Source organism: Halorhabdus tiamatea SARL4B (genome assembly GCF_000470655.1).
Lineage (GTDB): Archaea > Halobacteriota > Halobacteria > Halobacteriales > Haloarculaceae > Halorhabdus > Halorhabdus tiamatea.
The window spans coordinates 632,213-652,806 of record NC_021921.1; the positions used below are offsets into that span (position 1 = coordinate 632,213).

The 20,594-nt window shown below is 64.0% G+C and carries 17 protein-coding genes and 2 tRNA genes; 5 read left to right on the top strand and 14 right to left on the bottom strand.

From position 1 onward, the window contains the following. Positions 1-72: 72 nt before the first annotated feature. Positions 73-687: a translation initiation factor IF-2 subunit beta gene (locus HTIA_RS03320; protein WP_008527862.1), complete on the top strand. Its 615-nt coding sequence runs from the start codon at positions 73-75 to the stop codon at positions 685-687. Between the two features lie 11 nt (positions 688-698). On the opposite strand, the gene HTIA_RS03325 is transcribed toward HTIA_RS03320, so the two are convergent. The 7 genes from HTIA_RS03325 to HTIA_RS03355 all read right to left on the bottom strand — a co-directional run bounded on the left by HTIA_RS03325 (position 699) and on the right by HTIA_RS03355 (position 11,965). Beyond that, positions 699-2,039: a serpin family protein gene (locus tag HTIA_RS03325; protein ID WP_008527861.1), complete on the bottom strand. Its 1,341-nt coding sequence runs from the start codon at positions 2,037-2,039 to the stop codon at positions 699-701. 103 nt (positions 2,040-2,142) lie between these two features. Then, complete coding sequence (locus tag HTIA_RS03330) at positions 2,143-2,571, bottom strand: NusA-like transcription termination signal-binding factor (RefSeq protein WP_008527860.1); 429 nt, start codon at positions 2,569-2,571, stop codon at positions 2,143-2,145. A gap of 3 nt (positions 2,572-2,574) precedes the next feature. After that, complete coding sequence (locus HTIA_RS03335) at positions 2,575-5,289, bottom strand: DNA-directed RNA polymerase subunit A'' (protein ID WP_008527858.1); 2,715 nt, start codon at positions 5,287-5,289, stop codon at positions 2,575-2,577. 10 nt (positions 5,290-5,299) lie between these two features. Continuing rightward, positions 5,300-8,341 (bottom strand): DNA-directed RNA polymerase subunit A', encoded by a 3,042-nt coding sequence (locus HTIA_RS03340; RefSeq protein ID WP_020936013.1) that lies wholly within the window; start codon positions 8,339-8,341, stop codon positions 5,300-5,302. Between the two features lies 1 nt (position 8,342). Continuing rightward, positions 8,343-10,169, bottom strand: a complete 1,827-nt coding sequence (rpoB, locus tag HTIA_RS03345; protein ID WP_008527855.1) for a DNA-directed RNA polymerase subunit B — start codon at positions 10,167-10,169, stop codon at positions 8,343-8,345. Between the two features lies 1 nt (position 10,170). Beyond that, positions 10,171-11,736, bottom strand: coding sequence for a DNA-directed RNA polymerase subunit B'' (locus tag HTIA_RS03350; RefSeq protein ID WP_008527854.1), 1,566 nt, complete (start codon positions 11,734-11,736; stop codon positions 10,171-10,173). Between the two features lies 1 nt (position 11,737). Beyond that, positions 11,738-11,965, bottom strand: coding sequence for a DNA-directed RNA polymerase subunit H (locus HTIA_RS03355; protein WP_008527853.1), 228 nt, complete (start codon positions 11,963-11,965; stop codon positions 11,738-11,740). Positions 11,966-12,245: 280 nt separating this feature from the next. Between HTIA_RS03355 and HTIA_RS03360 the strand changes: the two genes are divergently transcribed. Next, a tRNA-Asp gene (locus HTIA_RS03360) sits at positions 12,246-12,318 on the top strand. A gap of 346 nt (positions 12,319-12,664) precedes the next feature. Here HTIA_RS03360 and HTIA_RS03365 read toward each other — a convergent pair. Further along, positions 12,665-13,111 carry a zinc ribbon domain-containing protein gene (locus HTIA_RS03365; protein WP_008527852.1) on the bottom strand — a complete coding sequence of 149 codons (447 nt, stop codon included), beginning with the start codon at positions 13,109-13,111 and terminating at the stop codon, positions 12,665-12,667. Between the two features lie 557 nt (positions 13,112-13,668). Here HTIA_RS03365 and HTIA_RS03370 point away from each other — a divergent pair. Then, positions 13,669-14,328: a hypothetical protein gene (locus HTIA_RS03370; RefSeq protein ID WP_008527851.1), complete on the top strand. Its 660-nt coding sequence runs from the start codon at positions 13,669-13,671 to the stop codon at positions 14,326-14,328. A 43-nt stretch (positions 14,329-14,371) separates the two neighbouring features. On the opposite strand, the gene HTIA_RS03375 is transcribed toward HTIA_RS03370, so the two are convergent. Further along, positions 14,372-15,082: an ABC transporter permease gene (locus HTIA_RS03375; RefSeq protein ID WP_008527850.1), complete on the bottom strand. Its 711-nt coding sequence runs from the start codon at positions 15,080-15,082 to the stop codon at positions 14,372-14,374. Continuing rightward, positions 15,079-15,810, bottom strand: coding sequence for an ABC transporter ATP-binding protein (locus tag HTIA_RS03380; RefSeq protein ID WP_008527849.1), 732 nt, complete (start codon positions 15,808-15,810; stop codon positions 15,079-15,081). The genes HTIA_RS03375 and HTIA_RS03380 overlap by 4 nt, the downstream gene beginning before the upstream one ends. An 85-nt stretch (positions 15,811-15,895) precedes the next feature. Here HTIA_RS03380 and HTIA_RS03385 point away from each other — a divergent pair, with 85 nt between their 5' ends. Continuing rightward, positions 15,896-16,543 (top strand): helix-turn-helix domain-containing protein, encoded by a 648-nt coding sequence (locus HTIA_RS03385; RefSeq protein ID WP_008527846.1) that lies wholly within the window; start codon positions 15,896-15,898, stop codon positions 16,541-16,543. Between the two features lie 41 nt (positions 16,544-16,584). Here the strand turns inward: HTIA_RS03385 and HTIA_RS03390 are convergent, their stop codons facing one another. The 4 genes from HTIA_RS03390 to tuf form a co-directional block, all read right to left on the bottom strand. After that, positions 16,585-17,688 carry an aminotransferase class V-fold PLP-dependent enzyme gene (locus tag HTIA_RS03390; RefSeq protein WP_008527844.1) on the bottom strand — a complete coding sequence of 368 codons (1,104 nt, stop codon included), beginning with the start codon at positions 17,686-17,688 and terminating at the stop codon, positions 16,585-16,587. A 348-nt stretch (positions 17,689-18,036) separates the two neighbouring features. Continuing rightward, a tRNA-Ala gene (locus tag HTIA_RS03395) sits at positions 18,037-18,108 on the bottom strand. A 124-nt stretch (positions 18,109-18,232) separates the two neighbouring features. Beyond that, a complete protein-coding gene (rpsJ, locus tag HTIA_RS03400; protein WP_198408540.1) occupies positions 18,233-18,544 on the bottom strand; it encodes a 30S ribosomal protein S10 in 312 nt (103 codons plus the stop codon). Then, positions 18,541-19,812, bottom strand: coding sequence for a translation elongation factor EF-1 subunit alpha (gene tuf, locus HTIA_RS03405; RefSeq protein WP_008527842.1), 1,272 nt, complete (start codon positions 19,810-19,812; stop codon positions 18,541-18,543). Before tuf ends, rpsJ begins: the two co-directional genes overlap by 4 nt. Before the next feature lie 277 nt (positions 19,813-20,089). On the opposite strand from tuf, the gene HTIA_RS03410 reads away from it, so the two are divergent. Beyond that, positions 20,090-20,578 (top strand): SHOCT domain-containing protein, encoded by a 489-nt coding sequence (locus tag HTIA_RS03410; RefSeq protein ID WP_008527841.1) that lies wholly within the window; start codon positions 20,090-20,092, stop codon positions 20,576-20,578. Positions 20,579-20,594: the final 16 nt, after the last annotated feature.

Here is a 20,594-nt window from a genome sequence, read left to right on the forward strand (position 1 = left end):
GAGCGCCAGCGGCGTGTCGGAGTGTATCACGTCTCACAGAGTTGGCTTACGTCTGGAAAACGTAGGACGGATATGAACTACGATCAGGCACTCGACCGCGCGTACGACTCGCTTCCTGAGCGGCCCTCAGATGGCGACGAGCGACTTTCCGTCCCCGATCCGGAGGCCCAGACCGACGGCGCGTTCACGCGACTCACCAACCTGCGGGAGATCGCCGAGGCCCTCTCGCGAGAGGCCGAGCACCTCCATCGCTCGATCCAGCGCGACCTCGGCACGAGCGGGCAGTTCGACGGGGATCGCGCCCGGTACAACGGCTCGTTCGACGCCGACGATTTCAGCGCCGCGATCGACCGCTACGTCACGGAGTTCGTCACCTGTTCGGAGTGTGGACTGCCGGACACCGTGTTGACGACCGAGGACGGCATCGAGATGCTTCGCTGCCAGGCCTGTGGGGCCTTCCGACCGGTCGAGACGGGCACCACGTCGAGCAGCACGCAGGCCGACCGGCCAACCGTCGAGGAGGGCAAGACCTACGAGGTCGAGATCGTCGGCACCGGCCGGAAGGGTGACGGCGTCGCCGAGAAAGGCAACTACACTATCTTCGTCCCCGGCGCACAGGAGGGCGACGTCGTCTCCGCGTACATCGAGTCGATCAACGGCCACCTCGCGTTCGCACAGCTAGCCTGACCGGTTCGCCGTCATTGGGTTTCTTGGGCGCCACCGGCGTCGATGACACGGCCAAGAAACAGCAAAGCGTCGGTCGGCCGGTCGCGGATACAGAAGAGGAACGGCCGATCGAGACGCAGTTCACCCCACTCCGGCGGGGCCGATTCGTCCATCACCACGGCGGTCGCGGCGGCGGCTTCAGTCCCGTCCTCGTCGATGGTGAGGAAGGCATCGTGGTACACGTCGTCGATGAATGGGCCATCCCCGTTCTCGACCATCCCGCCGAAATCCGCATCGCTTCTAAAGGGCAAGGGCATCCCGAGTGCAGCCAGTGCGTCGCGCAACTGCACCTCGGTCTCGAACGCGAATTTCGGCACGGCGAGGTCGCCGGCCGCGTCACTCAATTCCGCAAAGATCCCGAACAGTCGATCGGCGTCCAGCGTTTGCTCGAAGGCCGCGAACTCCCCCTCGTCGGGCAGGAGGAACACCATCGAGACGTCCTGACCAACGTACGGGAGTTCGATGGCTTCGGCCCCGTCGACTGCGGCGTAGTTCGTCCGAAGGTGCTGGTGCATGAACGGGACGGTCGAGTCGGTGCCGTCCAACGCCGTGAACGTGTCGTCTTCAGTATCCGCCGGATCGAACTGCTGGTACCAACTCGCCATGAAGTAGATGGCGTTGGTGAGTACCAGCACCGTTTGGGTAGCAATGGAACCCCCTGGCAGCAACTCGTCGATGCGGCCCTCGGTCGCCTCGGCCACCCACTCGTTGATACGCTCGCGTTCGCCGTCGGGATCACCGGCAAAGTCAGCCCGTCGGAGGCCGGCGTCGTAGTGCGTGTCGAGGAAGTCGAGGTACCCCTCGGCGAACGCGTAGTCCTCCCGACCCCACAGCGCGTTGGCAATGTCGAGCTGGAAGGCGTCGACTGTCTCGTCACTCCGAGGATCGACCGTCGTTTCGCGTGCGGCGAGCGCCGCTCGAAGGTCGCCGAAGCCGGAGTGGACTTCGCCGCCGAGTGTATACTTGAGTGTCGCTCCCATCTGCTCGCGCGTCTCGCCGCGAGCCCCCGCGTACGTCATCGCCAGCGCCGCGGAGATGCTGTACGGCGAAATGAACAGGTTGCCCCTTTCTTGCCCAGCCAGGTGCGCGTGCAGGTCGAGTGCGAACGCAGCGTTGCCGGCCGCCAGTTCGGCGAGGCGTTCCTCGTCGATAGTCGACGGGTCCGACTGTGTCTCCGTCCCTGTCACGGTCGGTGTGTCCGATCCGCCCGCGTCCGACGTCGTCGGCGTCCCGCCATCGTCGAGACACCCTGCGAGGGCGGCCGTGGCGAGTGCCCCCGAGCGTGCTAAAAGGTCTCGTCTGTTCGTCTGCATACGTCATCTACTGATCAGACGACAATAAGACTGCCGTAGCCACAAACACCCGGTTGATTCAGATACGCAAACGTGGACAAAGCAACGGAAACAGCGGCCGGCGTCACGCGAGTTGCACGTCGTCGATCTCGAAGTGCCGGGCCGCGAGTCGGCGGGCGAGTTCGATCGTCCGTCCGTCTGCACCGATCGCCGCGCCGGTATCGGCCTCGTCGACGTCAGCGAAGGCGACGCGTTCCTCGTCGCGGTCCTCGATCGTAACGTCGTAGACCGCGGCCGGCGCGAGTGCGTTGGCGACGAACCCTTCTGGAGTTGGCGCGTCTTCGACGAGCGTGACGTCCCGACCGAGGCGATCCTCGATCCGGGAGACCGTCTCGCCGTCCCGGCCGATCGCCTTCCCGACTTCACCGGCCTTGACGACGAAGGCGATCCGGTCGTGATCGTCGTCGATGAGACAGTCCTTGATGGTGACCTCGGCGATCTCTTCGGCGACGACGATCGCCCGTCGCTCGTCGTCCGAAAGCGAGATCGTCACGGATCAGTCGGCTGCGCCGCCACCGGTGTGGCTGCCCATCCGGAGGTTGACGTCGCCGGTGCCGAGTTTGATCGGCTTGCCGACGATGACGTTCTCCGTGACGCCGTCGAGGGCATCGATCTCGCCGTGGATGGCAGCGTCGAGGAGGTGTGAGACGGTGACCTCGAAGGCCGCCCGGGCAAGGACGGAGTCCTTGCTGCCGGAGATGCCGTGACGCCCGATCGACTCGATGACTCCGTTGTTGGTCATGATGTCGGCGACCAACATGAGATGCCGGACGTTCACGTCGTCCAACCCCTGCTCTTCGAGCGTGTTCATCGTCTCGTCGATGATGGCCTCGCGGGCGGCCTCGACGCCCAGATTGCTGTAGATCTCGTGGATGTTGTTACAGGTCGTCCGGGAGGCGTCGACGCCCTCGATGGAAAGCACGTCACCGAAAGCCGACCCCTCGGTGTAGAGGATGAACTCCTCCTCGCCGTCGTCCATCTCCTCTTTGCGGATGACGACCCGGGAGACTTCCTCGATGCCCTTGAAGACGATCTCGCGTAACTCCTCGACGAGCTGGAGGAGATCCCGGTAGGACGGCTCCTCGGGCCCGAACTGGATGACGGTCTCCGTGCGCTGGGTTTCGACGCCGAGCTGGGATTCGATGGTGTTGGCGATCTCTTCGGCGACCGCGTCGACGCTGTCGGCGGTCGGCCAGCGTTCCTCGAGGGTGTCGGGGTTGAGGTTGATCTGGACAGCCATGTCCGCGACGTTCGTCGAAATGTCTCCCAGCGCGAGGATGCGCGTCGCCTCGATCTTCCAGACGACCTCGTGGGCGCGCTCGCGCTCGGTGGCGTACTCGCCGTCCAGATGAACGGTCATCATCGGCGTGTCGGGCTCCTTGCGGGCGTCGACCAGCTCGATGAGTCGGGGCAGCCCCTGGGTGACGTCGATCTCGGCGACACCCGCATAGTGGAAGGTGTTCATCGTGTTGTGAGTCACGACACCCTGTGCGGTGGTGAACGTCTCCAGACCGGCCACCGAGAAGTCGTATACGTACTCGCCCTCGGGTTCGACGGTCTGGATGGATTCGATCCGTTCCCAGACGACATCGCCGTCGACTGCCCGTTCGAGTGCATCCAGTTGCGGGGGACGCTCCTCGGCCGCTTGGTCGATCTGCTCGACGAGCGAAACGAGACGGTTGCGACCGACTCGCTGGCGCTTGTGAGCGCTATTGACCTGGCGTGATGGGATGCCCGCCGCTTCGGCCGCCTGTTTAAGCGAATCTCCGAAGTTCGGGAGCTGATCCGTCGTATCCGGGCCGTCGGTGTCGACGTCGGCCGCCAGATCCTCGAGTTCGTTGCCGCGCTCACCGACCATCCCAATGCGATCCGCGAACGCCGGAACGAACTTCTTGGGTACCCGAAGCGTCTTAGAGTCCTCTTGCGTGCCGAACGTCGCGTAAATATCGAACCGTGCCAGCAGAAGCGTGACACCGTCGATCAGTTCATCGGACGTCGAGCTGGCGCGGACGGCGTTTTTGCCAACGTTTCCGTCCCCGCTGAAGTATGCTGAGAGGAGCCCCCGGACAAAGGAGGACGTTGCACCGAACGCGAAGTCCGGGACAGCCTTCTCGCCGTCCACGGTGCAGACTTCTCGCAGGAAGTCAGCGAGAACGGTACCATTGACGCGAACGTCGTAACCAGTGGCGAATCCGCTGTCGTTCTCGTATTCGTTGACGGAGAGATCGAAGCGCTCCGCGAACGCACGGACCCGATTCTGGAACGTCTCGTCGACGTTCGAGATGGAAACGTAGTGATCCGTCAGGTTCCCCTCGGCGAGGAACGCCCCGACGAAGAATCCGGTTTCCTCGTCGAGCGGGAACTGTTCGGGCAGCCCGACCGTTCCCTGGACGGGGTAGACAGCGTGTTCCTCGATCTCGCCGGCTTCGAGCGCCTGGCGTTTGTTCCGGATCTGGTCTTCACCGCCGGGGAGCGTCGCGGTCCCACCATCGGTCAGGGTCGACGTGTACCAGTAGTCACTCGCAGGGAGATACTCGCGAAGGTCCACGGAATCCTGTTCGTCACCGTCGAGCGAACGGACGACGGGTAACCAGTCGCCATCGTCGAGATTACTCCCTTCGACAGGGATGATCTCGTTGTCCTCTCGCGTGACAAACGAGTGTGCTTTCGTCGCCCGGATCGTCCGGCCGGATTCGAGTTCGAACCGGAGGAGTTCGTCGGGCGCTTCGTGACGACTTACCTGTTCGAGTGGCTTCCACTCGACACGCTCGTCTGCCCGGAGAGACGGGACTTCCATCCCTTCGGGCGCGGAGATGACCTCGTGGCCTTCGACAGTCGTCGTTTCTCGCACGGAAGTGAGACCGTCAACGAGCGAGCCGATCTCGGTCACGTCGGTCTCGCCGTCCCGGCGGACGATAACCCTCTCGTCACCAGGAATCGACATCTGCGTGCCGGGTTCCCCGATCGACTGTGCGCTCACAGTCCCGACGGGGTCGAGCGGATCGACGCGGGTGTCGAGATATCGCGACTCGACCGCTTTGGCGATGTCGTCGGCCTGCTCGATCGTGACGCCGTCGCGGTCCTCGATGGCCTCGTAGACGCGAGTTTTGAGGCGGCGTGGGAGGTCCGTGTCCTCGACGACGGCCGCGATGTCCGTGTCGACGGTCCCGTAGCGGTTCATCGGATCGTATTCGGTTGGAGTATCCGTCATGGTAACCACCTCAGTCTCCGGCCTCCGCGTGCCACCACTCGTCGGCGTGTTCGGAGAGGTTCGTCGGCCGTTCCTCCCGGCCGAGGAACTCCGCTTTCTCCGTGTCGTTCTCGAATTCGGCTTCGACGATACGATCGGCGATCGACTCGACGTCGACATCGTGATCCTCGCTGGATGAGACCCGAACGGGGGAGGTCCCGTCTTCACCGAACTCGAACTGAATGACAGTGTCGCTGGAATCCCGGACCGTCCCGTCGTACTGGGTCTCGAGCTCGTGGAGGGCGTTGATCAGCCGACGCTGGAGGTATCCGGACTTGGAGGTCCGGACTGCCGTGTCGACCAGCCCCTCGCGGCCACCCATCGCGTGGAAGAAGAACTCCTTCGGACCGAGGCCCTCGCGGTAGGAGTGCTCGACGAACCCGTGGGCCTCCGCCGAGAGGTCGTTGGCCTCGAAGTGGCTGAGCGTCCGGTCCTCGTAGCCACGGTTGATCCGCTCGCCCCGGACTGCCTGCTGGCCGACTGCCCCGGCCATCTGGGTCAGGTTGAGCATCGACCCACGCGCCCCGGAGTCGGCCATCACGACTGCCGGGTTGTCCGACGCGAAGTGATCCTCGGCGATGTCACCCGCGCTGTCACGCGCCTGGCCGAGGGTCTGCATGATCTTCATCTCTAAGGTCTCGTCGACCGTCCGACCGGGGAGCGATTCGAGTTCGCCGGCCTCGTAGGTCTCGATGAGTTCCTGGACGCGGTCGTACGCACTCTCGATGGCTTCGTCGACCTGCTCGACAGCCGCCGGTGGGATCGACTCGTCGTCGATCCCGATCGAGAACCCGAAGTGCATGATCGTCCGGACCGCGAGCGTCGAGACTTCGTTGATGAAGATCCGCGCTCGCGTCTTGTCGTAGACCTTCGCGATCGTGTCGACGATCTCGCCGCCGAAGGCCCCGACTGCGCTGTCGTCGATCGTCCCATCGAGCAACTGACCGTCTTCGATGACGACGTCGTCGCCCGCTTCGCTCGTGAACTCCAGATCCAGATCGTCGGGCAGGAGTTCGGAGAAGATCGACCGTCCTGTCCAGTAAGCCCGGCCGTCTTCTTCTCCATCGGGTTCAGGCAACTCGTCGACGTTCGTCGCCCGCAGGAGGTCGAGCGCTTGGGTCTCGTTGAACGTCGGGTTCTGGTTGGTCAACAGGTAGACCGCGGTGATGTGGTCCTGGATCGCGCCGATGATGTTCTCACCGAAGCGTGGGGATAACAACTGTTCTTGAACCCGCATCAAGACGCGTGCCTCCGCACGGGCCTCCTCGTTCTGGAGGGCGTGCATGTTCATCTCGTCGCCGTCGAAGTCCGCGTTGTACGGCGGACAGACGACCGTGTTCAGCCGGAACGTCTTGTAGGGCATCACCACGACCTCGTGGGCCATGATGGACATCCGGTGGAGGCTCGGCTGGCGATTGAAGATCACGATGTCGCCGTCGAGCAGATGGCGGGCGACTTCCCAGCCCGGCTCGACTTTCTCTGCGAGTTCCTCGCAGTTCTTCTCGGTCACCTTGAGTCGCCGACCGTCCGGCCGGCGGACGTAGTTCGCCCCCGGATGGGACTCCGGTCCGTTGGCGACGTACTGGCGGGCCTCCGCGAGATTGCGCTCGTTGACGTTCATCGTCTGGGTCATCTCGCTGGCGACCCGGTCGGGCACCCCGACCTCGTTGAGCGAGAGGGTGGGGTCCGGTGAGATGACTGTCCGCGCGGAGAAGTTCACCCGCTTCCCGGAGAGGCTCCCCCGGAAGCGTCCCTCCTTACCCTTCAGGCGCTGGGAGAGGGTCTTCAGCGGTCGCCCGGAACGGTGGCGGGCCGGCGGCGTCCCCGAAATCTCGTTGTCCATGAACGTTGTGACGTGGTACTGCAGCAGTTCCCAGAGGTCCTCGATGATCAGCTGGGGCGCGCCGGCCTCACGGTTCTCCATGAAGCGCTGGTTGATCCGGATGATGTCCACCAGCTTGTGGGTGAGGTCGTCCTCTGACCGCTGGCCGTTGTCCAGCGTGATCGAGGGACGGGCCGTCACCGGCGGCACCGGCAGGACGGTGAGGACCATCCACTCCGGCCGGGAGGTCTCGGGGTTGACTCCGATGGCTTCGAGGTCGTCGTCCGGGATCTCCTCGAACCAGTCCCGAATGTCTGAGGGCATCAGCTTGTCCATGTCCTCCTCGAGGAGGTACGACGAGGGACTCTCGATTTCGAGTTCGTCGCCGAGATGCTCTTCGAGATCGTTGAAGCGATGGAGCGCGCTGCCGATCTCCTGGAGCGCGGGGATGTCGTTGCGGTCCGGGCGGTAGGTATCCGAGAGGAGTTCCCGGATCCGACCCGCATCGAACGCGCCGTCCGTCGCCTCTTCGAGTTCGTCCGGCGTGACTGGCTCGCCCTCCGGCGGATCCATCGCCATACTGAGGCGCTCGGCGAGTTCGGCGTGGGGGACCTCGATGATCTCGTAGTAGGTAGTGGGCTTCTCGTGTTTGACGTCGAACTGCTTTTCCCCGCAGTGGGGACACCGGCTGGCCGAACGGGCCTGCCGGATCGCCGACTTGAGGACGTCCGAGGGGTCGTTGCTGAGTTCGCGTGCCCGCCGGAGTTCCTCTTTGAACTCGCGTTTCTTGTCCTCGGCGGCGGCCGAGGCGGCCTCCAGGTCGACGTTCCCGTCACCGTCGGTGTACTTCGAGCCGTCGACCGCGGTCAGGCGCGAACACTCTCGACACGTTCCGCGAAGGAGCCGTCGGATGAGTTTCGAAAAGCCGACGTGGATGACGGGCGCGGCGAGTTCGATGTGGCCGAAGTGGCCGTTACAGGACCCGCTGTGCTTGCCACAGGTCTTACACTCCAAACCGGGGTCGATCACGCCCAGCCGGGGGTCCATCAGCCCCATGTCGATAGGGAACCCGTCGTCGTCGTAGGTGTCGGCCGTGATGACCTTCGTGGCACTCATGTCGCGGTACTCCTCGGGGTTCATCAGCCCGAAGCTGAGACGCCCGATCGACTTGGGTGATTGTCCTGTAGACATGTTAGACTGCGTCCTCCAGTTCGATCCGCGGGGCAATACCCAGGGCCTTCATCTCGTCTAAGAGGAGTTTGAACGCGTAACTCATTTCGACTTCGTGGACGTCGGTCTCCTCGCCGCAGTTGGGACAGTAGACGCGGCGCTGATCGACGTTCTCGACGGCGGTCATGCCACACTGCCCACAGACGTTGATCCACTCCTGATCTGACTCGTCGAGCAGGCGCTCCTTGAGGGTCAGAGCGGCACCGTGCCCGATGAAGACGTCCCGTTCCATCTCGCCGATCCGGAGGCCACCCTCGCGGGCACGCCCCTCGGTCGGCTGGCGGGTCAGCACCTGGACCGGGCCACGCGAGCGGGCGTGAATCTTGTTCGAGACCATGTGGTAGAGCTTCTGGTAGAAGATGGTCCCGACGAAGATCTCGGCCTCGACCTTCTCGCCCGTGATGCCCGAGTACATGACCTCCTTGCCCGAGGAGTCGAATCCGTGGTCCTCCAGGGAGTCCCGGAGGTCTTCTTCGTCCTCGCCGGTGAAGGCCGTCCCGTCGACGCGTCGGCCTTCGAGCGCGCCGACCTTGCCGCCGATCATCTCCAGAATGTGACCGACGGTCATCCGCGAGGGCAAGGCGTGGGGATTGATGATGAGGTCCGGCACCACGCCCTGCTCGGTGAAGGGCATGTCCTGCTGGGGGGCGATGTGGCCGACGATCCCCTTCTGGCCGTGCCGGGAGGCGAACTTGTCGCCGAGTTCCGGGATCCGCTCGTCGCGGACCTTGACCTTCGAGAGCTTCGAGCCGTCCTCACCCTCCATCAGGGTGACCGTGTCGACCACGCCGCTCTCACCGGAGCGCATGGTGACGCTCGTCTCGCGGCGCTTCTGGGGGGAGAGGCCACCCATGTCGTCCGGCTCTTCGAGGAACCGCGGCGGCGAGGTCTTCCCGAGCAGGACGGCGTTCTCGCCGACCTTCGTCTCGGGGTTGACCAGGCCGTCCTCGTCGAGATGCGTGTAGGCGTCCTCGCCGCGTGCGCCCCGAACCTCGTCGTCCGGGATCTCGAAGCGATCCTCCTGGCCACCGGGGTAGCGGCGCTCCTCGCCTTCGTAGGTCCGGAAGAAGTGCGAGCGAGCGAGTGCACGCTCGACCGACCCCTTGTTCATGACGAGGGCGTCCTCGATGTTGAACCCCTCGTAGGACATGACCGCGACCGTGAAGTTCTGAGCGGCTGGGCGGTCGTCGTAGCCGATCTGCTCGGTGGTCTGGGTCTTGACCATCGACAGCTGGGGGTAATGCAACAGGTGCTGGCGCGTGTCCGGGCGAACCCGGTAGTTCGCGCTGGGTAGCCCCAGAGACTGCTTGATCATCCCCGACCCCATCGTAATCCGCGGGCTGGCGTTGTGCTCGGGGTAGGGGATCATCCCCGCACCGATCCCGAAGATGAGCTGTGGGTCGACTTCGAGGTGGGTATGATTCTCCGTGAGTTCGTCCGTGTCGACGGCGACGAGGATGTCCTCTTCCTCCTCGGCGTCGATGAACTCGACGAACCCGCGATCGACGAGGTCCTCGAAAGTGAGTTCATCGTTCTCGATGGCGGCGTACTCCTCGTCGGAGATCAGCGGCTCGCCGTCCTCGACGACCAGGAGTGGGCGGCGCGCCCGGCCGGCGTCGGCGTTGATGATGACTTCGCCGGTGCGGGGTTTCACCGAGACGTTGACCATCTCGCTGATCTCGCCGCGGCGGCGCGCGCGTCGCACCTGGTCGGCGAGCTGGTTCGGTTCGGGATGGGTCCCGACGAGACTTCCGTTGACGTAGACTTTGGCGTCGCGTCCCTGACTCATGTTAATCGTCCGCGGGCTGTTGTGCAGCTGTCTCGATGGCGGGGATGCCCTGGACCCCCATCTCAGCGAGCGTCTGTTTGAGTTCCCGTTCGTCCTCGACGTGCTGGGAGAGTTCCATCGCCTGCGCGAAGTTCTTCACCAGCCCACAATTGGGACCCTCGGGCGTCTCCGAGGGACAGATCCGGCCCCACTGCGTGGCGTGGAGGTCACGCGCTTCGAAGTGTGGCTGTGACCGACTCAGCGGCGACCGCAGCCGACGGAGGTGGGAAAGCACGCCCATGAAGTCGGTCCGGTCGACCAGCTGGCTCACGCCGGAGCGCCCGCCGACCCAGTTGCCGGTCGCGATCGGGTGCTCGAGACGTTCGGTGAGCACGTCAGATCGGACGACCGTCGAGACCGACAACTGGCGGTTGCGCATGTTTGCGCGTTCGAGCTGGTACTTCACGTCGCGTGCCAGCTTGTTCAGCGCCGTCCGGAAGAGGTCCCGCATGAGGTCCCCGGAGACTTTCAGGCGCTTGTTGGCGTAGTGGTCCTTGTCGTCGCTCTCCCGGCGGTCCAAGGCGAGTTCGAAACACGCCTCGGCCATCCGACAGAGGTAGTAGGCCTTGTTGATCCGGACCTCCTCCTCGTCGATGCCCTCCTCGTGGAGGTGCGGCAGGAGATACCGGTCGATGACGTAGTTGGCCCGCTTGAGCTGGTAGTTCTTGCCCTGCCCGGAGGCGACCCGCTGACCCAGCGTCTCGATGGCTTCCTCCTGAGTCTGGACTTCGGCAGCCTCCAGATTCTCGAGCATGAACTTCACGATCTCGGGATCGTCGCTAACCTGATGGACGATCTCCTCGTCGCTTTCGAGGCCAAGTGCGCGCACGAGCGTGACGAAGTTGACCGAGCCCGAGACGCTCGGGAACGACACTTCGAGCAGGCCGTCCCGCGTCCGCTCGGTCAGCACCAGTGCCCGGTAGCCACGGCGCTGGGAGAAGGTCTTTGCGACCTGGATCTCGTCACCGTACTTGGTGTCGTATTCGGCGAGGATCTTGTTCGGCGCGAGGTCCTCGCTGGTCATCAGGACGCGTTCGGAGCCGTTGACGATGAAGTACCCACCGGGGTCGGCGGGGTCCTCGCCGATGTCGATGAGTTCCTCGTCGGTGAAGCCGGCAATGTTACACTTCTGTGAGCCGACCATGATCGGCATCCGACCGACCTTCGTCTCGGTCTGGTCGACGACCCGCTCTTCCTCTTCCTCGCCGCCCTTGACGATCGCCATTTCCATGAAGACCGGCGCGGCGTAGGTGATGTTCCGGAGGCGGGCCTCCTGGGGGTACAGCAGTTCCTCGCTGCCGTCGGCCTCCCGGACCCGCGGGGTGACGATCCGGACGTCACCGAGTTCGACCCACACCGGTTCCTCGCCCTCCTTGTCGCCGATGTCGGTCTCGATGGTCGCCTTTTCGTCGACGACCTCCTGCATGCCCCGGTCGAGGAACGCGTTGAACGACCGGAAGTGATGTTCGGCGAGTCGATCCCTCGAGAAGTACTCCCGTGATATGGTGCGTCGGTGTTCCGTGTCCATGTTATTCCACGACGAGTCGATAGACGACCGCGGTGTCAGTTGTTCGTGAGTCCCGGGCGATCTCGATGACGTCCCCGACCTCTGCCTCGTCAGGCAGCGCCGGATCCGCGCGTTTGATCTTCGGGAGGTCTGTCCGTTTGATGTCGTATTCCCCGAGCACGTCCTCGAGTTTCTCGTCGTCGAGGACGGTGTGCTCCGGGACGAGTTCGTGTTGGCTTACATCTACCATGTGTGGGGTGGCTGTATCGACTGGAGAAGGCTGTTCGAGATACTACAGGCGTCTACAGGCGGGAGGCATTTAACGCTTGTCAATAACGCCGGCATCGGCTATCGACGTGGGGGCGATCAGTACCCATGTGTAAGTCAACCATGGATAAAGGTGTTCTGGTCGGAGTGGAAGTGGTCACGGGACGTGAGACCACGACAGATCGCCCCACGGCATCCGTCCGCAGTCCGGATCTGTTTGGAAAGCCTTAATATGGGCACCCCGATACGGAGTAGTGTAGCAGGCCCGGATGGTGTAGTGGCCCATCATACGACCCTGTCACGGTCGTGACGCGGGTTCAAATCCCGCTCCGGGCGCTTCTCTGAATTCAACTCCGTGAGCGATCGCGTTAGCGTGTCGCGAACAGCCGAATGCTGTGTGCGACCAAGAGAGATTTGAACCCTGCCAGTCGCGCGCAACGAAGTGAGCACGTCTGGCTTCGGTTCACAATCCCGCTCCGGGCGTACTTTTGCGGCGAGCAAACTCGCGAGCCGCAAATACCCAAAAAGGGATTTGAACCCTGGAAGACGAGCGGTAGCGAGTCTTCATCCGGTTCAAATCCCGCTCCGGGCGTCTTCTCAAATTCAAATCCTGGAGGAAGACGGCAGTGCCGAGCAACCTGGGCCGGGGAACACCGGAACAGAGAGGAGCGTCCAGTCGCGTCTACTCGTCCATGCTGGCCGCCTGGGCGCGGATCTCGTCGAGCGTGGTCCCGTCGTAGGAGTTCTCGAGCAACGCGACGAGCGCAGCGACGCCAAGTGCCTGCCTGACGTCGGGTTCCAGGTCGGTGTCTGGATCCGGAGCGTCCCCGAGGTCCGCGAGCGTGTCGTCGTCGATGTCCAGGACTTCGTGGAGATCCAGTTCCTCGACGGCGGTGAGATGTGAGAAGTCAGCGAGGCCGGCACGCACGTCCGCCAGCAGCTGGTCGTGATAGGCAACCTCGGGGTCGAGTGGTCGTGCGCCGTGACGAACGCCCTGGAGGTACTGGATCGACGAGCGGTGTAAGAATCCGTCACGCGGCTCCGTAGCACCGCTGAGCCGTTCCCCACACCGGTCACAGTACCGCGCGTCGTCCTCGGCGTCGGCACCACAGTACGGACACTCGATCATGGGGACTGGTTCGACCCTCCCCATCAATTGCCTTTCGCCGATATGGAGTTCAGTATTCGTCTAGTGTGGTGACGTCAGCTCTTCTTTCAACAGCAAGAAAGCCCCAGCCGGCTACGCTCCCAGGCCTCGCTGCGCTCCTCGGTCGCTTCGCTCCCTGTGGTGCTTACGTCGGCCGGGTTCGCGTAGCCGGCTGCCCCTTTCAGTCCCGCCCAATTTGGTTTGCCACGCCGGGTGGGACTGAAAGGGGCGTGTAGTTCGACGAGCGAGACGATGTAAGTAGCGAGGGACCGCAGGTTCCTCGGACCATGCGAACGGCGGCTTCGCCGCCGTGAGCAGAGACCGCAACGAACGTAGTGAGTGAGGTCCACAGCGAGTCGCAGCCAGTGCGGGACCGAGGTCCCGCTTGAAGTCGGCGCTACGCGCCGACGACGTCGAACGACACGGGGCTTTCTTGCTGTTCTCATTCTACTTCCCAGCAACTCCTGGGAGGCTTACAGGATTGGATACAGACAATGCTAGGCGAGAAGGGTTTTGTATTGCGACCCGAAACGGCGAGCATGGACCAGCCGGACGAACCCAGCGGCGAACTCCCGGGCATGCTCGCCGAGGAGTATCTACAGCGCGAGGCAGGGGTGCGGGCGCTACTCGACGATCTCGATCGCCAGGCGCTCGAGGGTGACCACGAAGGGGTGCGCGAACGGATCCGGTCACTCGCCGAGACCGACCAGGGCGTCTTCTTCACGATCGCGTTGAGCCTGACCGGCTCGGCGCAGTTCTTCGGCGACGTCGAAGCCCAACTCGACGTGTCTGCCGCCGATCGACTTCGGGATCTCGCCGAGACGTATCCCGCCTTAGAGCAGCCATTCAACGTCGTCAGGCGCGAGCAGGCCCACGATCGGCGGAATCCAGTGACTGGCCTCCAGACGACGACCAGCTATCACGCCGAGGAAGAGCTACCCCTGATCCGCTATACGGTTTCGTCCGGGTCGGTCGACCTCTACGAGGGGTGTGAATCGCCCGAGGAGATCCTCGGTGTGGCGACGCAGTTCGTCCAGTCGACGACCGATTCTCTGGACGCCGCACTCGACGAGGAGTTCTCCGTGAACACCGAAGAGTTGAGCAACCTCATCGATCGCCGGGAGGAACTCGAATCCGAACTCGACCGGCTGCGCGACCAGATCGACGAACTCCGTCGTCGGCCGATCGGCGACGAGTGAACACGTTCGGCGTTCCGACGGGGAGTACCGTTGGTTGTGGAGTTCAGCGTATCGTCAGCGTCGCCAGACCGATCGTCGCTATCGACATGAGTGCGAGCACGCCCAGTGCCGTGACGAAGTCCGTCTGACTCCCCCCATCCAGGATGACGTATTCCATCGCGTCGATGAGGTACGTTATCGGCATCGCTCTGGCCGGCCACTCGAGATACACCGGCAACGTCTCGACCGGCGTGAAGGTGCCACCGAGGATGACCTGCGGGGAGATGACCAGGGGGATGAACTGGATCGCCTGGAACTCGGTGCGGGCGAACAGCGACAACACCACGCCGATCCCGAGCGCCGAGAACGCCCCCAGCAACTCGACGAGTACGAACAGCGCGAGGCCGTTCGCAAAACTCGTCTCCAGGAAGACGATCGCCGAGGTCAACAGAATCACGGACTGGATCGCGGCGAGGACGCCGTAGCCGAGGACGTACCCCAGGACGAACCCGCTGCGAGAGATCGGCGAAACAAGCACCCGTTCGAGCGTCCCGGCCGTTCGCTCCCGAAGGAACCCGATCGCCGTCAGAATGTACGTCAGGAAGAACACGAACACACCCAACAGGATCGGCGTGACAGGTTCGGGACGGGCGAAGACTTCACTGAAGAGATAGATGATGAACACGGGGACGACCACGACGAGTCCGAGCGTCCGCCGATCACCCCGTAACCCGCGGAGGATACGGATCGCGACCGGGAGGGTTCCGCGGATCATAACTCCGCCTCGAGCAAGGCGAGAAACGCCGCTTCCATCGAATTTGTGCCGGTGCGCTCGCGGTGGGACTCGGGGTCGTCGAACGCGAGTACGCGACCGTCCCGCAGAAAGAGCACCTGATCACACTGGGAGGCCTCCGCGAGGTAATGCGTCGAAACCAGGATCGTCGCCCCACCGTCGCGTCGATCACGGAACGCGTCCCACATCGATGCCCGGAGTTCCGGATCGAGGCCGACAGTCGGTTCGTCGAGGACGAGGAGTGCAGGATCGTGGACGAAGGCACACGCGAGGCTCGCGCGTCTGATCATCCCGCCCGAGAGGGACGCGATCCGGCTTTCGGCCCGCTCGGCCAGCGACACCGTCGAGAGTGCACGCTCGATGGCATCCGCACGGTTCTCGACGCCGTACAGTCGCGCGAAAAACGCCAGGTTCTCTCGCACGGTGAGGTCCTCGTAGAGTGCCCGGTGCTGTGGCATGTACCCGATCCGAGCGCGATCGGCCGCGCCGAGCGTTCGGGCCGCCGTTCCGTCGATCCGTGCCTCGCCGGCCGTCGGCGTTTCCACCCCGAGCAGACAGCGAAGGAGTGTCGTCTTTCCCGACCCGTTCGGGCCGGCGATTCCCACGATCGACGGCTCGGCGAGTTCGAGATCGATACCCCGGAGCGCCGTTGTATCCCCGAAGGTCTTTTCCAGACCATCGAGGATGACCTCTGAATCAACCCGTGACATGACTGGAACGTCGGCGGGAACTGCGGTAGGGATTCTGCCGGCTATAGCAGGCTGATTTAAGTTTCAGAGGGGAATCGGTGCGCCTATGAAGCACGCCCAGGTGCGAACGTCTCCGGATCCGGACCGCACGCCGCCGATCTTCCAGTTGATCGCCGAGGCACCGTTCGTCACGGAGACGCGGCTGGTCGAGTGGAGTCTGACCGAGCGGCCGACGGCGCTGTTCGTCGTCGAGGGAAATCGGGAGCGGCTTCGGACCGAACTCGAGACGCTATCGGGGGTGACCTGGGACCTCGCCCCGATCGAGCCCGGACGGACGTATCTCCGGGCCGGTATCGACCCTGGACCGCTCCTCGCGTCGGTCCTGTCCGCGATTCGGACGGCGGGAGTCATCGTCGTCAAACCGATCGTCTACCGGGACGGTTACGTGTCCGTCCGACTCGTCGGCGACGCGGAGCAACTCCAGAGCCTGCTGGACGCGATGCCCGACGGTGCCGAGGTCACACTCGAAGGGATCAGATCCGGCGCGCCGACGCGTCCCGAACCCGCGACGGTACTCAGCGATCGCCAGCGGGAGGCAGTCCGGACGGCACTCGATCTTGGCTACTACGACCAGCCACGTGGCGCAACACACGCCGACGTGGCCGAGGCACTGGGCTGTTCGTCGAGTACCGCGAGCGAGCACCTCCAGAAGGGCGAAGCGGCACTCATCCGTTCGCGCTTCGAAACGGCCTGACCAGGGCGTCCCAAAATCCCACCAGGCCGGCGGCCGTCTGCTCACAGACCGTCGAGTAGCCGGTCAATATCCGCCGCGGTGTTGAACCCGTGAACCGAAGCTCGGACTGCCTCCGGAAACGGGAGTGAGCGAACGACAACACCAGCGTCTGCCAGTCGCTCGACCGTCGCCTCGGGATCGTCGGCCGCGAACGTGACCAGGCCCGACTCGTACTCTCGGGGACTCATGAGCCGATCGCCGAGGCCGTCTTTCAGCCGGTCGGTCAGTCGTTCGATCCGGGTTTGCACAGTTTCCATCCCGATCGACTCCAGCAGGTCGATCGCCGCGGCGAGGCCGACGTGCGGGGCGGGCGAGGCCGTCCCGAGTTCGAACCGGGCGGCCCCAGGCTTGTACTCGAACGGAGACGCTGACGGATCCTCGACGCTCCGGTAGCCGATCTGTCGCGGGGTGAGTGCGTCGATCGCATCCGGCGCGACATAGAGGAAGCCAGCGCCCCAGGGCCCCAGCAGCCACTTGTGGCCAGAGCCGGCGACGAAGTCCGCGCCCCACGACTCGAAGTCGACGGGTCGCTGCCCCGGCGACTGGACAGCGTCGATCAGGACGCGCGCGCCTGCGTCGTGGGCGATGTCGACCGCTTCCTCGACCGGCAACCGGGTGCCGTGACTCCAGGTGACGGAACTCATCGCGAGCAGTCGAGCGTCCTCGACGGCCGTCCGGAGTTCGTCGAGGTCGATCCGACCGTCGGTAGTTTCGAGCGTGCGGACGTCGATCCCGTGGAGGTCAGCCATGCGGTCGAACGGGAGGGTGCCCGCTGGGTGTTCGAGGTCGGTCCGGACGACGACGTCGCCGGGTTGCCAGTCGATCGACGAGACGATCAAGTTGATGCCGTGGACGGTGCTGCCGGTGAGGGCGATGGTTTCCGGCGGGACACCCAGAAACGGGGCGATGGTCTCGCGGGCCGCCTCGTAGCTGTCCCAGGCGTGCGGGTAGATCCCCTCGTCAGTCGGGGCCTCGAAGTTGTGATATTCGATCCAGTCCGTCGTCGCTTCGACGACCGACCGTGGGGCGGGGCTGCTCGCACCGGTGTTCAGGTACGCGACCTCATCAAGGACGGGAATGTCGTCGCGAAGCGCGTCGAGGTCCATATCGGACGGAGGGGCGGACGGTACGTGAATCCACGGAACGAGTTCGTCCGGTGTTTGTGGTGTGACCTGCCGGAACGCAATTCAGGTGGTAGGTGACCGACCCAAACGATGCGTTCGTGAGTCCGTTCTTCGTACTCCCGAGTGGCGTTCAGGCGAAGCTCTTCGAGCTCGTCCTGTTCGGCATCGACTTTTCGGCGTCGGTCATGGTCATCGGCAAGAAGCCGGGCGGGAGCAAGAGTGGACTCGCGGGGGTCACGCGAGGTGCGAGACGTGAGCACCGCGAACGTCTCGCAGCGAGTGTGACCACGCGAGGGAACGAGTGTGTTCGCGCAACGCGCGAACCACGAGTGGACTCGCGGGGATTTGAACCCCGGGCCTCTTCCTTGCGAAGGAAGCGATCTGCCACTGATCTACGAGCCCGCATGGGAAGATCCGGGATGCGGATAGTTGAATCCGACGATTCGACCTGCGCGTGAGGGCGCACGGGGATCGTCGATCGATCGACAGTCAGTCGTCGGGTTCGCGACCCGAAACCGCCGACCGCTCAGTCCTCGAGGACGATCTCGATCGAGACGTCGTTCGGAACCTGGATGCGCATCAGCTGGCGGAGCGCACGTTCGTCGGCGTCGATGTCGATCAGACGCTTGTGGACGCGCATCTCCCAGTGCTCCCACGTGGCGGTCCCCTCACCGTCCGGGGACTTTCGGGCGGGAACTTCGAGCGTCTTCGTCGGGAGCGGCACCGGACCGGACAGCTCGACACCGGTCTTGTTCGCGATCTCCTGGACGTCGTCGCAGATGTCGTCCAGGTCTGCGGGGCTCGTCCCGGCGAGACGGACGCGTGCTTGCTGCATTATTCGCGCTCGTCGACGCTGAGGACCTGTCCGGCCGCGATGGTCTGGCCCATGTCACGGATGGCAAAGCTCCCGAGTTCGGGGATGTCGCCAGCCGCCTCGATGCTGAGGGGCTTTTGCGGTCGGATGGTCACCTTCGCGGCGTCGCCCGACTCGATGAAGTCAGGGTTCTCCTCGGCGACCTCGCCGGAGGAGGGGTCGATCTTCGCGTCGAGTGACTCGATCGTACAGGCGACCTGTGCCGTGTGGGCGTGGAAGACCGGCGTGTAACCGGCCGTAATTACGCTCGGGTGCTGCATGACGACGATCTGGGCCTGGAAGGTCTCGGCGACCGTCGGCGGGTCGTCGGCCGGACCACAGACGTCACCGCGACGGATGTCGTCCTTGCCGATGCCACGGACGTTGAACCCGACGTTGTCGCCGGGGCCCGCGCTGTCGACTTCCTCGTGGTGCATCTCGACGGTCTTGACCTCGCCGCCGACGTCGCTGGGCTGGAAGCTCACGTCGTCACCGGGGAACATCTGGCCAGTCTCGATCCGGCCGACCGGGACGGTCCCGATACCGGAGATGGTGTAGACGTCCTGAATCGGCAGCCGGAGCGGGGCGTCCGTCGGCGGTTCGGGCTCCGGCAGGTCGTTGAGTGCCTCGAGGATGGTCGGCCCATCGTACCACGGCATGTTGTCGCTTGCGTGCTCGACGTTGTCACCCTCGAACGCCGAGGAGGGGATGAAGCTCGCGTCCTCGGTGTTGAACTGGACCTGCTTGAGCAGATCCTTGACTTCCTCGACGACCTCGTCGTAGCGGTTCTGCTCGTAGTCGACGAGGTCCATCTTGTTGACCGCGACGATGAGCTCGTCGATACCCAGGGTGCGGGCCAGGAAGACGTGCTCCTGGGTCTGGGGCTGGACGCCGTCGTCGGCGGCGACCACGAGGACGGCGTTGTCGGCCTGGGACGCGCCCGTGATCATGTTCTTCACGAAGTCACGGTGGCCCGGACAGTCGACGATGGTGAAGTTGTACTCCTCCGTGTCGAACTCCTGGTGGGCGATGTCGATGGTGACACCACGCTCGCGCTCCTCGGCGAGGTTGTCCATGACGTAGGCGAACTCGAAGCCGCCCTTGCCCTTCTCTTCGGCTTCCTCTCGGTGCTGCTCGATGACGTGCTCCGGAACGCTGCCAGTCTCGAACAGCAGTCGACCGACGAGAGTGGACTTCCCGTGGTCGACGTGTCCGATGATGGCGAGGTTCTGGTGTGCTGTATCCTCACTCATTTGAATCTCACGCGCAGAGGCGCTGTATCGGAATCGTTCGGCTGTTGGTGTTAAAACCATTTCGATAGCGAGCGTAAATCACGACGGCGCTGTCTTGCGATTTGGGAACCGCTGTCACGGGCCCCCAGTCGGGTTGTGGCCACTCGATTCGAGCGGGAGCGGGCCACCAACGGTCGATGAGTGGACAGAACGGTCGACAGGGAATCACGAGGGGCCGATCCGGCCGCCGGGCATCTCCGACAATACAGTTATGCCACAGGCAGACCCAGCGCCACGCATGAGTGGACTGCATCGCGTCTTCGAAGGACTCACAGCCGTCTTCGCGGTCGCAACGCTGCCGGCGGGACTGCTCGCCGGGATGTTTGTGGGCGGGGGAGCGGCGGCGATCGTCTTCATCGTCGGTTGGTTCCTGCTGGTTCCCGTCGCCGGCATTCTCGCCGGGAGTCTGAGTGACCCGGCCGAAGAGATCGAGCGAGCGACGGAGATACGGGACCTGGCAGCGGGGATCGGCGACGGCGAGACCAACAGCGAGGACGGGAACGCGGACGACCCGCTGGACGCACTCCGACGTCGATACGCGGAGGGAGAGATCGACGAAGAAGCACTCGAACGGGGGCTCGAAGCATTGCTGGAGACTGAAGACGCACAGGCGACGGACACAGATTCGATCAGAAACGCCCTCGACAGATTGGACGAAGGGGAAACCGCGACGTCCCGTCGACCGGAAGGGACCGAACGCCAGGAGCCGGCGCTCGACGTCGAATGAATCGTTTCGGATGACG

Bases quoted from the DNA above. Each gene is read 5' to 3' on its own strand.
- HTIA_RS03370 (WP_008527851.1), top strand. From the start codon at position 13,669: ATGGACCAGCCGGACGAACCCAGCGGCGAACTCCCGGGCATGCTCGCC.
- tuf (WP_008527842.1), bottom strand. From the start codon at position 19,812: ATGAGTGAGGATACAGCACACCAGAACCTCGCCATCATCGGACACGTC.
- HTIA_RS03350 (WP_008527854.1), bottom strand. From the start codon at position 11,736: ATGGACACGGAACACCGACGCACCATATCACGGGAGTACTTCTCGAGG.
- HTIA_RS03380 (WP_008527849.1), bottom strand. From the start codon at position 15,810: ATGTCACGGGTTGATTCAGAGGTCATCCTCGATGGTCTGGAAAAGACC.
- HTIA_RS03335 (WP_008527858.1), bottom strand. From the start codon at position 5,289: ATGACGGATACTCCAACCGAATACGATCCGATGAACCGCTACGGGACC.
- HTIA_RS03355 (WP_008527853.1), bottom strand. From the start codon at position 11,965: ATGGTAGATGTAAGCCAACACGAACTCGTCCCGGAGCACACCGTCCTC.
- HTIA_RS03325 (WP_008527861.1), bottom strand. From the start codon at position 2,039: ATGCAGACGAACAGACGAGACCTTTTAGCACGCTCGGGGGCACTCGCC.
- HTIA_RS03365 (WP_008527852.1), bottom strand. From the start codon at position 13,111: ATGATCGAGTGTCCGTACTGTGGTGCCGACGCCGAGGACGACGCGCGG.
- HTIA_RS03375 (WP_008527850.1), bottom strand. From the start codon at position 15,082: ATGATCCGCGGAACCCTCCCGGTCGCGATCCGTATCCTCCGCGGGTTA.
- HTIA_RS03390 (WP_008527844.1), bottom strand. From the start codon at position 17,688: ATGGACCTCGACGCGCTTCGCGACGACATTCCCGTCCTTGATGAGGTC.
- HTIA_RS03385 (WP_008527846.1), top strand. From the start codon at position 15,896: ATGAAGCACGCCCAGGTGCGAACGTCTCCGGATCCGGACCGCACGCCG.
- HTIA_RS03410 (WP_008527841.1), top strand. From the start codon at position 20,090: ATGAGTGGACTGCATCGCGTCTTCGAAGGACTCACAGCCGTCTTCGCG.
- rpoB (WP_008527855.1), bottom strand. From the start codon at position 10,169: ATGAGTCAGGGACGCGACGCCAAAGTCTACGTCAACGGAAGTCTCGTC.
- HTIA_RS03340 (WP_020936013.1), bottom strand. From the start codon at position 8,341: ATGTCTACAGGACAATCACCCAAGTCGATCGGGCGTCTCAGCTTCGGG.
- HTIA_RS03320 (WP_008527862.1), top strand. From the start codon at position 73: ATGAACTACGATCAGGCACTCGACCGCGCGTACGACTCGCTTCCTGAG.